At 68.0% G+C, this 12705-nt stretch carries 16 protein-coding genes; 3 read left to right on the top strand and 13 right to left on the bottom strand.

What is annotated here, in order from left to right:
• Window positions 1-78: 78 nt before the first annotated feature.
• Window positions 79-2778 carry a tetratricopeptide repeat protein gene (locus ACO1BU_RS21260; RefSeq protein WP_424137976.1) on the top strand — a complete coding sequence of 900 codons (2700 nt, stop codon included), beginning with the start codon at window positions 79-81 and terminating at the stop codon, window positions 2776-2778.
• 180 nt (window positions 2779-2958) lie between these two features.
• Here ACO1BU_RS21260 and ACO1BU_RS21255 read toward each other — a convergent pair whose 3' ends face one another.
• Together ACO1BU_RS21255 and ACO1BU_RS21250 are read right to left on the bottom strand one after the other, a co-directional pair.
• Window positions 2959-4767, bottom strand: coding sequence for an adenine deaminase (locus tag ACO1BU_RS21255; RefSeq protein ID WP_424137975.1), 1809 nt, complete (start codon window positions 4765-4767; stop codon window positions 2959-2961).
• Between the two features lie 8 nt (window positions 4768-4775).
• Window positions 4776-6338: an ABC transporter substrate-binding protein gene (locus ACO1BU_RS21250; RefSeq protein ID WP_424137974.1), complete on the bottom strand. Its 1563-nt coding sequence runs from the start codon at window positions 6336-6338 to the stop codon at window positions 4776-4778.
• A gap of 81 nt (window positions 6339-6419) precedes the next feature.
• Here ACO1BU_RS21250 and ACO1BU_RS21245 point away from each other — a divergent pair, with 81 nt between their 5' ends.
• On the top strand, window positions 6420-7610 hold the full coding sequence (locus ACO1BU_RS21245) for a M20 aminoacylase family protein (RefSeq protein ID WP_424137973.1): 1191 nt from the start codon (window positions 6420-6422) through the stop codon (window positions 7608-7610).
• The gene (locus ACO1BU_RS21240) at window positions 7607-8551 is read left to right on the top strand and encodes a nucleoside hydrolase (protein ID WP_424137972.1); all 945 of its coding nucleotides are present in this window, start codon (window positions 7607-7609) and stop codon (window positions 8549-8551) included. The genes ACO1BU_RS21245 and ACO1BU_RS21240 overlap by 4 nt, the downstream gene beginning before the upstream one ends.
• A 13-nt stretch (window positions 8552-8564) precedes the next feature.
• Here the strand turns inward: ACO1BU_RS21240 and mazG are convergent, their stop codons facing one another.
• The 11 genes from mazG to ACO1BU_RS21185 all read right to left on the bottom strand — a co-directional run.
• Window positions 8565-9362: a nucleoside triphosphate pyrophosphohydrolase gene (gene mazG / locus ACO1BU_RS21235; RefSeq protein WP_424137971.1), complete on the bottom strand. Its 798-nt coding sequence runs from the start codon at window positions 9360-9362 to the stop codon at window positions 8565-8567.
• 139 nt (window positions 9363-9501) lie between these two features.
• Window positions 9502-9831, bottom strand: coding sequence for a hypothetical protein (locus tag ACO1BU_RS21230; RefSeq protein WP_424137970.1), 330 nt, complete (start codon window positions 9829-9831; stop codon window positions 9502-9504).
• Between the two features lies 1 nt (window position 9832).
• Window positions 9833-10252, bottom strand: coding sequence for a hypothetical protein (locus ACO1BU_RS21225; protein ID WP_424137969.1), 420 nt, complete (start codon window positions 10250-10252; stop codon window positions 9833-9835).
• A 70-nt stretch (window positions 10253-10322) separates the two neighbouring features.
• Window positions 10323-10520: a hypothetical protein gene (locus ACO1BU_RS21220; RefSeq protein ID WP_424137968.1), complete on the bottom strand. Its 198-nt coding sequence runs from the start codon at window positions 10518-10520 to the stop codon at window positions 10323-10325.
• Window positions 10517-10726, bottom strand: coding sequence for a hypothetical protein (locus ACO1BU_RS21215; RefSeq protein ID WP_424137967.1), 210 nt, complete (start codon window positions 10724-10726; stop codon window positions 10517-10519). Before ACO1BU_RS21215 ends, ACO1BU_RS21220 begins: the two co-directional genes overlap by 4 nt.
• Entirely contained in the window at window positions 10719-11189 is a 471-nt protein-coding gene (locus tag ACO1BU_RS21210; protein WP_424137966.1) for a hypothetical protein, read from the bottom strand. The genes ACO1BU_RS21215 and ACO1BU_RS21210 overlap by 8 nt, the downstream gene beginning before the upstream one ends.
• 22 nt (window positions 11190-11211) lie before the next feature.
• Window positions 11212-11544, bottom strand: a complete 333-nt coding sequence (locus ACO1BU_RS21205; protein ID WP_424137965.1) for a DUF7241 domain-containing protein — start codon at window positions 11542-11544, stop codon at window positions 11212-11214.
• The gene (locus ACO1BU_RS21200; protein ID WP_424137426.1) at window positions 11537-11758 is read right to left on the bottom strand and encodes a hypothetical protein; all 222 of its coding nucleotides are present in this window, start codon (window positions 11756-11758) and stop codon (window positions 11537-11539) included. The genes ACO1BU_RS21205 and ACO1BU_RS21200 overlap by 8 nt, the downstream gene beginning before the upstream one ends.
• Window positions 11755-11904 carry a DUF551 domain-containing protein gene (locus ACO1BU_RS21195; protein WP_424138020.1) on the bottom strand — a complete coding sequence of 50 codons (150 nt, stop codon included), beginning with the start codon at window positions 11902-11904 and terminating at the stop codon, window positions 11755-11757. Before ACO1BU_RS21195 ends, ACO1BU_RS21200 begins: the two co-directional genes overlap by 4 nt.
• A 44-nt stretch (window positions 11905-11948) precedes the next feature.
• Window positions 11949-12404 carry a hypothetical protein gene (locus ACO1BU_RS21190; RefSeq protein WP_424137964.1) on the bottom strand — a complete coding sequence of 152 codons (456 nt, stop codon included), beginning with the start codon at window positions 12402-12404 and terminating at the stop codon, window positions 11949-11951.
• Window positions 12401-12705 (bottom strand): hypothetical protein (locus ACO1BU_RS21185; protein ID WP_424137963.1); only part of this gene is annotated, 305 nt, incomplete at its 5' end. The genes ACO1BU_RS21185 and ACO1BU_RS21190, both read right to left, overlap by 4 nt.

Here is a 12705-nt window from a genome sequence, read left to right as displayed (position 1 = left end):
CGGAAGTGTTCCGTTCACATCGGAGCCCGGCTTCTAGGCCTGGCGTGCTGGGCGGCAGCGTTGCGAGGTAGATCCAGCGTGTTTTTTCGCCACCCGCGTCCTGTTCACGCCGGCCAGTTTCAGCGGATTGACCTACGGGTCCGGACGGCGATCGTCGCTGCGGCTATCGGCTGCTCGTGGCACCCGGCGAGCCCCGCCCTGGCACAAGCAAGGGCGCCGGCGAACGGCCTGCCCCAGATTCCCTACCATGCCGCCGACGCAAACACGCCGAAGCGCGAAGAAGTAGTTGCGCCGCAGCAGGTGCAGGCGCCGTCACCCCCGCTACCGGCCAGCGTCGTGCCGCTTCCCTCGGAGCCGCCGGCGGCGACACGGGCGGGCGGCAGCCGCGGCTCTGCCGTTTTGCTGGACCAAGCGCATTACTGGATCGCTCAGTCGCGGCCAGACCTTGCCCAGCAGTCGCTGGAACGCCTGCTGCAAATCGAGCCGGAGAACCCGGAGGCGCTGGCGATCGCTGCGGAACTGGCTGTTCTCAACGGCAACCCGGCCGCGGCCCAAGGTTATCTGGCTCGGCTGAATCAGATCGCGCCTGGCTCGCAGGCGACGGGCCGTGTGGCGGAGGTCCTGCGGGCCACCAATGTGAATCAGACCGCCCTGGCGGAGGCACGACGCCTCGCCCAGGCTGGCCAGCAACAGGCCGCGATCCAGCGCTACCGCGAGAGTTTCTCGGCGAGCGGCGTGCCGGCCGCCTATGCGATCGAGTATTATCAGACGCTCAGCGGCGCCTCTCCTGAGGGCTTCAGGGAGGCCCGCGCGGCCATGGCTGCGCTCGTGGCCAGGGAGCCCAATAATCTTCCGCTCCAATTGGCTTATGCGCAAATCCTGACCTATCGCGAGACGACCCGCGAGGAAGGAATCGAGCGGCTCCGCAGGCTGACGCAGTTCTCCGATATCGCCAGCGGCGCCCGCGCGAGCTGGCGCCAGGCCCTTCTCTGGCAGGGACGCGGGGAGCAGTCCATCGCCCGGATTAAGGAGTACCAGAGCGTATTCCCCGACGATCCGGAGATCGCACAGAAGCTCGTCGAGGTGCAGCCCACCTTGGAGGACCGGATGGGCGCCATCCGGATCCGTGCATTCGACCTTCTTCCGCGCGACCCGCGCGAAGCCGGCGAGCTTTTCGCCCAGGCCCTCGCTGCGAACCCGGAAGACGTCGACGCGACGCTCGGGCTTGGCATGGTCCGCCGTGCCCAGCGGCGCGAGGCGGAGGCACGGAAGCTCTTCGACCGTGCCGTTGAACTGGCCCCTGGCCGCAAGGATGAGTTCCAGCGGGCCATGGGGTATGTAAACCGCGATGGCGTGCCCTATTCGCAGGCTGGCCAGGGTGGGCGCGGGCAACCCGGTCCCGTTGTGCTGGGACCGCTGGCGCAGGCATGGCGGGCGCTGAATCGTGGAGATCTCAACGAGGCGCAGAAGCTGACACAGGCTGCTCCGCAGAGGAATTCGGCGGAACGCGCCGAGGCCGCGCGGCTCCTGGGCTACGTCGCCCTGCGGCAGCGGGACTTTGGCCTGGCTGAGCAACGCTTCCGCGAAGCGCTCAGCCAGCAACCCAACCAGCGTGAGGTGCAGGCGGCCCTCTATGGAGCTCTTCTGGAACAGGGGCGGTTCCAGGACGCTGACCAATTTGCCAGCCAGACGGGGTTCCGGCCCAACGTCAACAGCCGCCTTCTTCAATCCAATGCGCTGCGCGCGCAGGCGCAACGCGCACCGGACAATGCATCGCGCATCGCGTTGCTCCGCAGCGCAGTCGCTGCCGAGCCCGGCAATGTATGGGCGGCGCATGACCTGGCCCGCCTCCTGAAGGGCGTCGGGCAGTTCGAGGAGGCGAAGCGCCTCGAGCGGGATCTCGCGCAACGCGGCACGCCTGACGCGCTCTACGCCGCCGCGCTGCTTGCAGAATACGATGGCCGGGTGGCTGATACGGTGTCGCGCCTGAACTCCATCCCGGCCAGCCGCAGAACTCCGGAAGCCAATCTGGCCCTGGAGCGAGGGCGGCGTCTGCTCGAGGTTCGTCGCCTGGAGCTGGCCGCGCGCGGGATGCCGAGATCGGCGGCCGCACAGCAACTGGTTGCCATGGCGGGCCAGCCGGATCCGAATGGCGAGCTGCGGTCAGCCATCATCCTGGCCTTCAACCGCTTGCGCCAACCTGAGAACCTGGCGGCTGCCGTGCGCGCAGGTAACCCCGGCGCATCCTCGACGACACCAGAGGCGAAGGCAGCCATTGCGGCCGCCCTGATGGATGCCGGCCAGCTTCAGGCCGCTGAGAATCTGGCTACCCGCGCGGAGCGCGACCCGCGCCTCGTCGCCGCCGTGCGGCAGACTGCCAGTGTGAGCCGCGCTAGGTCGGCCGGTTCTCAAGGCGGGGCGGACACCGCGATAGAGCCGGCGCCGGAAAACTGGCGAGCGCAGCTCTCGCTTGCCAGGGTTTACGCCCGATCGGGACGTGGTGACGAAGCAGCCAGCATCGCGGAAGGCGTTTTGCGGCGACACCCGGAGAACGTGGATGCGCGCTCAGTGGCCGGGGAAATTGCCGTCGTGCAGGGCAATCTCTCCCGGGCAGAGCAGATTCTTGCGGAAGGCCAGACCCGGCGGGCCGACGAGCTGCAGATGGCTTTGCTGGAGGCCCGCATTGCGCGTGCGCGGGATGACCAGGTCCGGGCGCGGCGTGCGCTGGAGATGGCAGCGCGCCTGCGAAGCGAGCAATTGCGCGAGGCAAGCCGGTAGGCCTCGGTCCGGGCCACCCTTCCCAAGCATGGGAACCCTAGCCCCTGCCTTGTTGCAGGCAGGGCCAGGGGCGAGGCTTGAACTGGCAGTCCCGCGCGGTGCTGACCCGAAAGCCGCGCTTCGGTCCGGGCTGGCGCCAAGGCGCCAGCCAGCGGAGTCGTCCGCGGACCCTAAGACCGGCTAGGTGGCGGCCATCCTCTCGTGACGCGAAGACGCCGGAAGCGGCTGGGCAGGATCACGCAATTCGCCTGTTCCGCCATCGGAGATCCCAAGATCGGTCGGGTGCGGCCCGGGATTGCAGGCCAGCGAGATGCCGGTGACGCCACGGAAGACGCGGAAGGGCGGCTTCCAATCCATCACCGCATCGGCCGCCGCGCGCAGCCGGGCAAAGGCGGCAGCCGTCTCGGCAGGCGGCGTCTCGGCCAGCAAACCGGCAATGGGCAGCGGCAGCACCGCTATGGCCTCTCCGCCACGCGCGACCGACATGCCGCCGCCGCAGCTGATTAGCGCATTGGCGGCAGCCGCCATGTCCGCAGGGTCCCGGCCGAGAACGAGCAGGTTGTGGTTGTCGTGGCTGATCGTGGTGGCCAGGGCGCCGCGTGGCTCGCCCCAGCCATCAGCGAGGCAGACCACCGGAGCAGGGTCGCGGCGCCCGTGGCGATGCATGATGGCGATGAGCGCGTGGCCCGGCGGCACGGCCGCGACGCCATCCTTCACCGTAACCTCGACCTCGGCCCAATGCACGACACGGGCTCCGCCGACCACCGGAAGCCGCACCTTTCCCGCAGCCACGCCATGTGGCCGCAAGCTGAAGGCGGCTGCGGGCTGCGGCGGCAGCCGCATCGTGTCGCGCGGCGAATCTGCCGGCAGCTCGCGGGGCAAGGGAGCGAGCATGGCGCCGTCCCGCGCCACCAACCGCCCGCCCACATAGACGCGCTCCACAACGATGCCCGGCAGATCGGAAAGAACCACGATCTCTGCGCGGCGGCCCGGGCCGATCAGGCCGATATCGTCGCGCTTCAAGCGCATCGCACCGTGCAGCGTCGCCATCTTCAGCGCGTGGATCGGCGGCAGCCCATAGGCGACGAGACGCGTCAATGTGTCGCGCAGCCCGCCCCTCTCCACGAGCTCGTCCGGAAAGATGTCGTCCGTGCAGGTGACGAGATTCGGGGGCAGGGCGGGCAGGGCGTTGATTGCCTCCACCACCCCCGGCAGCACCGAATCGTGGCTGCCACGCAGCTCCACCGTGAGCCCGGCTCGCAGCTTCTGCAGGAAATCCTCCGGCCCCATGACCTCGTGGTCCGAGGTGACGCCGGAAGCGGCATAGGCCTGCAAGGCAGGCCCGATCAGGTCGCGTGCATGCCCGTTCACATTCTTACCCGAGGCGATGCCCGCCCCGACGATCCCCTCCATGCGCGCGCTGCCGGAAAGTACGCCGGCCATGTCCATCACCTCGGCCACTCCCGAGACCTCCGGCCAGGAGAGCATCTCGGCCATTTCTTCCGGCCCAATTTCCGCCCCGGCTAGTTCCAGGCCGGGGGCGGAAGGAACGCAGGACGGGGCCGCCACCAGCACGCGCAGCGGCAAGCCGCGGGACTGCTCCACCGCCCATCGGACACCCGGGACGCCCAGAACATTCGCCAGCTCATGCGGATCCCAGACCGTTGTCAGCGTCCCGTGCGGGACGACAACGGAAGCGTAATCGGCCGGTGACATGAGGGAGGATTCGAAGTGCAGGTGGCTATCCACGAAACCCGGCGCAAGGAAACGGCCGGTCACGTCATGCGTCTCCGCGGCGTCCGAGCGCGTGCCCGGCGGATGGACCGAGGCGATCAGGCCACCGACGATTCCGACATCCGCCGCGCGCAGCTCGCCCAAGGCAACATCCACCACCGTGCCGCCGGTCAGCAGCAGATCGAAGGGCGCATCGCCCTTCGCAGCGCGGATCGCCGCACGGCGGGTTTCGGCGGGAATGGGTGTGTTCATCATCACAATTCTCAACGGGCCTGTCCGGCGGATTGGGCGAGGGTCATCTCATCCGTTCGCGCCTCATAGGTGACGCCGCGCCGCATCGCCCATGTATTAACCTGGAAATACAGCGGGATGAGCGCCGTCTGTTCACGGACCGCCCGGTGCGTGGCCTCGCGGGTCAGGCGGGCGCGCATGTCGTCATTCATAGTCTCACGGGCCTGCTGGATCAGCCTGTCGACCTCCGGGTTGCTGAAGCGTCCGCGGTTGGCGCTGCCGAGCCCAAGCGAAGTGTTCCAGCTATGAACCTGAGTTTCCAGCATTCCCAGCACCTCGGGGTTCGGCGAAAACCCGGCGAGGTTCACGCTGTACTTCAACTGTGCCGCCTCGCTTAGCCAGACTCCGCGCGGCCTGGTCTCGACCGTCGCGGCGATGCCGAGCCGGGTCCACATCTGGGCGATGGCCTGGACCACCTGCTCGTCATTCACGAAGCGGTCGTTCGGGCCGTTGATCTGCACGGCGAAGCCCTGGGGAAAGCCGGCCTCCGCCATCAGCCTGCGTGCTGCATCGAGATCGAGCGGCTCGGCCGTCAGGTCCGGGGAGGTGCCGAAATAGCCGGGCGGGCCGAGATCGCCCGCGGGCAGCGCCTGGCCGCGCAGGACGCGCTCCGCGAGCGCCTGCCGGTTGATGGCCAGGGAGAGAGCCCGGCGTACCCGTGCGTCCCGCATCGGGTTGGAAATGGGCGAGCCATCCTTCGCGCGGATATGGGGGCTCTGCTCCCGGTCACTGTCGACCGTCAGGAAGATCAGCCGGTTGGACGGGCTCTCGCTTGTGGCGAAACGCTGGTCGGCGCGGAAACGCTCGAATTGCTCGGGCGGAACGATCTCGATCAGGTCCACATCGCCGGCGTTCAGAGCAGCGACGCGGGAGGCGGCCGCCGCGATTGGGCGGAACTCCACCCGGGCGAAGACCGGGGCGGGGCCGTGAAAATCGGGGCTCCGCTCAGCAACAAAGGGGCTGCCGGGCTGCCAGGAGACATGGCGGAACGGGCCGGTGCCGATCATCGCCTTGCCCGAATTATAGTCCTGCGTGGTGGCTGCCTCGCCATGCTTTTTGGAGACGATCATCACCAGGGCGAGGTTGTTCGCCAGCAGCGGCGTCGGCACACGCGTGCGGATACGCACCACGCCCTTCCCGGCATCCTCCACGGCCGTCACGACACGGGTGGCGTAGCTGAACGAGGAAGGCGAGTTCGGGACATTGCCCGCCCGCTGGATGGTGAAGGCCACATCCTCCCAGGTGACGGGCGCGCCGTCATGGAAGCGCGCCTTTGGGTCGATGGTGAATTCCCAGGTCAGGTCGTCCACCACGCGCCAGCTGCTGGCGACGGCCGGACGCAGGTTCTGGCGCGAATCCTGTTGAACCAGTGGCTCGAAGACGTGGCCGGCAAAGGCTATGTTGGTGATCAGGCTGGCATAATGCGGATCAAGGCTGGTCGGCCCCGCCTCCACCCCAATGCGCAGAAGGTCCTGCGCCGCGGCCGCGCCCGGAAGAAAGAGGGCAGCGGCAAGTAAGGCGGCGCGCAGGCGCATGGAGACCTCGGCGGATAGCTGGTGATGAGGGTGCCAAGCTGGCATGGTCCCCGCCACCCCGCAACGGAGCCGCCACTGCCCATGCCCAACGTCGAGGCCTTGGAGCCGCTTGCCGAGCGGATGACTGCATGGCGCCGCGACATCCACGCTCATCCCGAACTCGGCTTCGAGGAACACCGTACCGCCGCCCTCGTCGCGCGCGAACTGCGCGCGGCTGGAATTGCCGTGGAGGAAGGAATCGCGGGCACTGGCGTGGTGGGCACGCTGCGCGGAACGGGGCAGGGGGCCGGCGGCAATCGCGCCATCGGGTTGCGCGCCGATATGGACGCGCTGGCCATGGAGGAAGCGACCGGCGCCTCCTATGCGAGCCAGGTGCCGGGGAAGATGCATGCCTGCGGCCATGACGGGCATACGGCCATGCTGCTTGGCGCCGCGCATTGGCTGGCGGCGAACCGCGACCGCTTCGCCGGCACCGTGCACCTGATCTTCCAGCCCGCCGAGGAGTCGCGCGGCGGCGCCCAGGCCATGCTGGCGGATGGTCTGTTCGAGCGCTTCCCTGTTGATGCCGTCTACGGCATCCACAACCTGCCTGGCCTGCCGCTCGGCACCATCGCCGTGCCCAAGGGGGCGGTGCTCGCCAGCTCCGACACCTGGGAGGTGAGTTTCCATGGTCATGGTACGCATGGGGCAAAGCCGCATCTCGGCACGGACTCCATCCTGGCCGCGTCGGCCTTCATCCTCGCATTGCAGTCGATCGTGTCGCGGGAACTGGACCCGATCGCGACCGGCGTGGTGAGCGTCGGCCATATCGCCGCTGGCCATCCGGAGGCGCCGAACGTCATTCCTGCGCAGGTTCTGGTGCGCGGCACCGCTCGCGCTCTGTTGCCCGAGGTGCGGGACATGCTGGAGGCCCGGATCGTTGGTATCGCGCGCGGCATCGCCGCGACTCATGACGTCGAGGCCTCTCCGGTCTACACGCGCCGTCTGCCGCCCACGGTGAACCACCCGGCTCAGGCCGCCCTGATGCATGCCGCCGCAGCAGCAACGGTCGGCACCAGAATGGCCCGCGACGACCACCCACCAATCACGGCGGGAGAGGATTTCGCCTGCATGCTGGAGGTGCGCCCCGGCGCCTATGCCTGGCTCGGCACCGGCGATCCGGCACATCCCGAGGGGTGGCACCACAACCCGCGTTTCGACTTCAACGACGCGGCCCTGACCACCGGCGCCGCGTTCCTCTGCGGCGTGGTCGAGACGGAGCTGGGCAAGTGAGCGATGTCCCGGCCCGGCGCCGGACGGTAATCCTGGACTGCGATCCCGGAACGGACGACGCCCTGGCCCTCTGGCTGGCCCTTGGTTCGCCGGAGATCGACCTGCGCATGGTCACCGTGGTCGGCGGCAATGCGGGGCTGGAGCGGACGGTTGCCAACGCCTCCGCCGTGCTTGGCCTGGCACGCTCCACCGTGCCCCTGGTCCCCGGCGCCGACCGGCCGTTGCGCGGGCGTTTCGCGGGCGATGGGCTGGTGCATGGGGAGAATGGCCTGGCCGGAGTAATCCTTCCGCCTGGCCCACCGGCAGTTCCCGCTCTCGCCGCCGACGCGATCCGCGCGCTCCTCCGCGCTGCGCCGCCCGGCGATACAACGCTGGTTGGCATCGGCCCGGCCACCAATCTGGCGCTTGCCCTGGCGACGGAGCCGGGACTGGCGAACCGGGTGCAGGAAATCGTCCTGATGGGCGGTGCCTGGGGGGAAGGGAACTGGACCCCCTCGGCCGAGTTCAACGCCGCCAGCGACCCGGAAGCCCTCGATATCCTCTTCGCCCTGGGCGTGCCGACCACGCTGGTCACCCTGGACCTCACCTCGCAGGCGCTGCTTACGCCCGCGCGGCTCGAGGTGATCCGCCAGCTCGGCAATGGCGCCTGTCTCCGCGCGGCCTGCGAGATCCTGGCCGCCGTCCCACCCTCACGTCGGCTGGGCGGGGCAGGGCACCCACTGCATGACCCTTGCGCCCTGGCCTGGCTGGTCGCGCCCGGGCTGTTCCGCACCCGGATGGCGGCCGTGCAGGTGGATTGCGGGTATGGCCCGGCGCGTGGCCGCACCCATGTGGATCGCTGGGGCCGCAGCGGCGCAGAACCTCATGTGACGCTGCCGGAAGTATTCGACGTCGAGGGCTTCTTCCGACTGCTTGGGGAGAGGCTGTCTCGGCTTCCCTGATCCGGGGAGCGGTCTAGCGCCGCTCCGCCGCCTTCGCGGCCTGCCAGCGCTCTTCCATTTCCTCCAACGTGGCATCAGCGGGCGACCGGCCCTCGGCCGCAAGCCCAGCCTCGATCGCGCCGAAGCGGCGCTCGAACTTGGCGTTCGCACCGCGCAGACAGGTCTCCGGGTCCAGGTCCAACTTGCGGGCCAAGTTCGCCAGCACGAAGAGAAGATCGCCCACCTCATCCGCCAGCCGTGCGGGATCAGCGGTGGGAAGCTCTGCCCGCAGCTCGGCGGCCTCTTCCTCCAGCTTGTCCAGCACTTGGGCGGCATCCGGCCAGTCGAAGCCGACCCGGGCAGCTCGCCGGGTCAGCTTAGCCGCACGGGCGAGGGCAGGGAGGTTGGACGCCACCCCGGCCAGCGTGCCCGTTTCGGCCCGCGCCGCGCGCTCCGTCGCCTTCTGCGTCTCCCAGGCCACGGTCTGGGTCGCCGCATCCCGGGCCGCTTCTTCTCCGAACACGTGAGGATGGCGCCGGATCATCTTGTCGCCGATGGATTTCGCCACGTCCGCAAAATCGAAGCGGCCGGTCTCTTCGGCCATGCGCGCGTGATAGACGACCTGGAACAACAGGTCGCCCAACTCGTCCGGCAAGCCGGTCCAGTCCTGTCGCGCGATCGCGTCCGCGACCTCGTAGCCTTCCTCGATCGTATAGGGCGCGATGGAGGCGAAATCCTGCACTTGGTCCCAGGGGCAGCCATCCGGCGCCCGAAGCCGGGCCATGATGTCCAGGAGCCTGGACAGTTCGGAGGAGGCGCGGTCCGGCGTCATTCCCGGCCACCCTCAGGTCGCGTAATGTATATTGGGTAAAGAGTGAGTTGCTGCCCAATATCTTGAGCGGCTTCGAGAATACTAACCCAGTGAAGCGCCATGTCTTTTCCTATCGTCCTGTGGATGTTCTGTCTAGCCATTACAGTGGGCGGGTGCGTGGCTTGCTCATCATGCGGGCCTGGGCTGCGGCAACCTCTGTTTTCGCCAGCGACATTACATTGAAGGGTGTTTCCTTGGTGTTGCGGCTGATGGCCTCCAGACGATTCGCCAGCTCGCGCAGGATGGCCGCCTGCCGCCGCAGGTCCACCGGGTCATGAAGGGGCATTCGCATCTGGGCGGACTTGCCGACCAAGCTCCGCTGCCAGGGGTCCATGCAGTCCCCTGTCTTGACCACCTTCATCAGTTCCCCGTCGGGCGAAAGCTTGGTCGGGAAGGGGCTGTCCCCGACCCCGTGGGGGTAGCGCTTCATTTCACCCACGTCCGTGGTCCTCCTCTGCCACCCCCGGGGCGGGGGCGGGCTTCACTGGCGGGAAGCGCCCCTGCGATCCATCGGCCAGCGTGAAGGCCACGAACGTGTCCTCTATGCGGATCGTCGAGACCTTGGGGTGCAGCGCCAGCATCTCCAGCGCCTCCTTCCGGGCATTCCGCCGGGGCAGTGCCGCTATCCGCGCCTCCAATGTCTCGACGGTGTCCCGCTGCTGGAGAGCGTTCCAGAGAAGGCGACGAACCGCCTCCGTCTCATTGGTCAGATGGACATCGGCCATGTAGGCCCGGATGCCGTCAATCAGCGCCTCGGGCAGGACATAGACGCGGCGGTGCAGATCCCCTCGCCCCGCGCCGTCTTGCTTCTTGTCCGGGGCCATCACCACACGCACCCATCGCAACTGCACTGGGCGACGATGGCCAGGACGACGGCCAGACCGAGCCATTCGACGGCCCGAAAGGCAACATCCTTCCACGTCATTCCTTCCCCTCCACCCCGGTCGCCTTGGCGGTCAGGTACTCCACCACCGACTGGTAGGACGGTGCCTTGCCACCATTTGCCGCCTTGCAGGCGACCAGGGCGCGCTCCAGCACGTCATAGCGGTGCCCAGCCAGGGCAAAGAGCTTGGCGAAGGCCGGCTGCATGGCGGGGTCGGCGCGGTAGGCGATGGTCATGGCTTCCCCTCCACCCCCGGCACAGGGCGGCGAACCTCCAAGCTGCGGAGGGCTCGATGAGCCGCCAGTGCGTCATTGAGGGCGCTGCACCGGATCGAGGGGAAGGCATCCTTCCAGGCCATCCCATACCGGCGCTCGTAGATGGCCTTCGCCATTGCCTCTATCTCTTCACTCTGGGCCGGCGGGTTCAGTTGCTGATCAGCCATCATTCCCCTCCACCCCCGGCACCTCCGGCTTCTTCAATGCACCAGCGGCTATTGCCGCCCGCAGCCGCTCGCGATGTTTCGTCTGCTTGTCCACCAAGCCCATCTTGCCCGTGGCAGCGATGCTGGCCTGCACCATGGCGTCAGTGGGATTCCGGTGAACAATGGCCTGCCCATGCATCTCCAAGGTGGAGAACAGAGCCTGCACGTTGCTGATGCGGCCCTCGGCCAACAGCATGTCCAGTGTTCGATGGGTCTTCTGCCCATAGAAGTAGTTGGGCTGCACGTTCCCCGGTTCACGAGAGCCAAGCCACACCGTCCGGATTAGATGCCGGACGGTCGCCGGCTTCTGGATGCCGGCCTGATAGAAGGCCCGCACGACGCTGTAGCCAAACTCGTGCACGAGGCACCGCCACTCAGCCGGCAGCCGATCAACCAACTCGATGTCGTGCAGTGCGCCCGCCATAAGCGCGGCCATGGGGGCTATTTTACCCATTGGACCCCTCCACCCCCGGCACCCCGGCGGCTTGGTTGGTCGCGAAGGGATGAGGAACCGGGCGCCAGTCCCGGCAGGAAAGGTTCCACAATCCCTCGTCTCGATACGTTGCCCGTCTGCCGCCCTCCGTCAGGGCGCGGGCCAAGATGCGTTCCTGTCCAATGGCGGTGATCTCGATGACGGTAGGCCCGCGACCCTCGTCACCCTCCAGGCATGTTCCCGCCGCCCATCCACGTTCACGGCAGATGAGGGCGGGGTGCCGGGGATCTTGGAGAGTGGAGCGCTTCCCCCGCCCCGCGCCGCCCTGGCCTGGGGGGCTAGTCATGGGTGGTGGCCTCCTTCTTGCTCCAGATGCGCTGGAAGCCCTGCCACATGAGGCCGCCGACGCCGCCGAAGCGGCGCTGCTTCGGGCTGAGCATTCGTTCCGGTTCAACCTCTTCGACCTCGACAGTCGGATCGTGCCAGACGCCGATCACACGCCAGAGCTTCCCGTTAGCGTCGGCGTAAACGTCGCCGGGCTTCGCGTCGTGTACGCTCACGTCGCACCTCCCGCCCCGCCCGCCGGAGGGGTGGGGAGAGGCATCCAGTGGGATGTATGGACGCGATGTGTCAGCCCTTCCCACGTGGCCCAGTGGTCGACATTCCAGAAGCCGACGAACACAGCGAAGCCGTCCCATAACAGCATCGAGCGCTCATCCCTCGGCGCCGTGCTGATGTCCTGCCACTCGTTCATCCCCGCCCCTCCCCCTCGGCCTGGCTGGGGCGGGTTCCGCGGGCGCGGATGGCGTCGGCTATCTCCTGAGCCGCCCCGATCTCGCCTCCGAAGCTGCCGGCGGCATAAGAGTTCATGTCCCACAGCCGCCCCATCTCGCGGCGTTCTTCCGCCATGTTCTCCTTCGCCTCAGTGCCAAACTGATCGGCCAGCTTGGCGCATTCCTCCCGCTCCTTCTGCACCGCCTCCTCCACGCGGGCGGCGACTTGGGCGGGAAGTTCAACCGGGCCGAGATATTCGTGGTCGCCGGCCAAGTCGGCTGGCAGGAAGTCCTCTTCCTCGGCCACAAGGTTCCAGAAGCCACGAGCATCCCATCGGGCGATGGTGTGTGCATCGGCGCGCAGATAGTTCAGCGCGTGCCAACCATCCCGCTCGGGGTTCTGAGGCATCCCATCCCATCTGTTGCCGCTCATCGTGGAGCCTCCCTCTGAGCATCCTGTCGCACACGCACCGCCGTCACGGGCTTGTCCTCCCGCACCAGCATGGACAGCCCACGCACCAGGGACGGGATAGCCACGCCCACACGCTGGGCCATGCGGTCCACGGTCACCCCGGACTGCACGCAGCGGCGCAGCTCCTCCAGCATCGGCTCCGTCCAGCGCACCGGGCCGTGCTGCTTCCGGGCGAGGGAGATGCCCAGGCGCCGGGCGGTGGCACGCGCGCTCTCCCGCGAGGTGCCGACCCGGTCTGCCAGTTCCGCCGAGGTGAGGGGGC

The sequence above is a fragment of the Roseomonas chloroacetimidivorans genome (assembly GCF_049629625.1).
In the GTDB taxonomy this organism is placed as follows: domain Bacteria; phylum Pseudomonadota; class Alphaproteobacteria; order Acetobacterales; family Acetobacteraceae; genus Roseomonas; species Roseomonas chloroacetimidivorans.
Note: the sequence above shows the minus strand (reverse complement) of the source record. Positions and strands in the feature narration are given on the sequence as shown.

What these genes read in the sequence shown, in the direction of transcription:
- ACO1BU_RS21215 (WP_424137967.1), bottom strand. Translation starts at nt 10,726, where the DNA reads ATGGCTGATCAGCAACTGAACCCGCCGGCCCAGAGTGAAGAGATAGAG.
- ACO1BU_RS21245 (WP_424137973.1), top strand. Translation starts at nt 6,420, where the DNA reads ATGCCCAACGTCGAGGCCTTGGAGCCGCTTGCCGAGCGGATGACTGCA.
- ACO1BU_RS21210 (WP_424137966.1), bottom strand. Translation starts at nt 11,189, where the DNA reads ATGGCGGGCGCACTGCACGACATCGAGTTGGTTGATCGGCTGCCGGCT.
- ACO1BU_RS21230 (WP_424137970.1), bottom strand. Translation starts at nt 9,831, where the DNA reads ATGAAGCGCTACCCCCACGGGGTCGGGGACAGCCCCTTCCCGACCAAG.
- ACO1BU_RS21255 (WP_424137975.1), bottom strand. Translation starts at nt 4,767, where the DNA reads ATGATGAACACACCCATTCCCGCCGAAACCCGCCGTGCGGCGATCCGC.
- ACO1BU_RS21220 (WP_424137968.1), bottom strand. Translation starts at nt 10,520, where the DNA reads ATGACCATCGCCTACCGCGCCGACCCCGCCATGCAGCCGGCCTTCGCC.
- ACO1BU_RS21195 (WP_424138020.1), bottom strand. Translation starts at nt 11,904, where the DNA reads ATGCTGTTATGGGACGGCTTCGCTGTGTTCGTCGGCTTCTGGAATGTC.
- ACO1BU_RS21250 (WP_424137974.1), bottom strand. Translation starts at nt 6,338, where the DNA reads ATGCGCCTGCGCGCCGCCTTACTTGCCGCTGCCCTCTTTCTTCCGGGC.
- ACO1BU_RS21190 (WP_424137964.1), bottom strand. Translation starts at nt 12,404, where the DNA reads ATGAGCGGCAACAGATGGGATGGGATGCCTCAGAACCCCGAGCGGGAT.
- ACO1BU_RS21205 (WP_424137965.1), bottom strand. Translation starts at nt 11,544, where the DNA reads ATGACTAGCCCCCCAGGCCAGGGCGGCGCGGGGCGGGGGAAGCGCTCC.
- mazG (WP_424137971.1), bottom strand. Translation starts at nt 9,362, where the DNA reads ATGACGCCGGACCGCGCCTCCTCCGAACTGTCCAGGCTCCTGGACATC.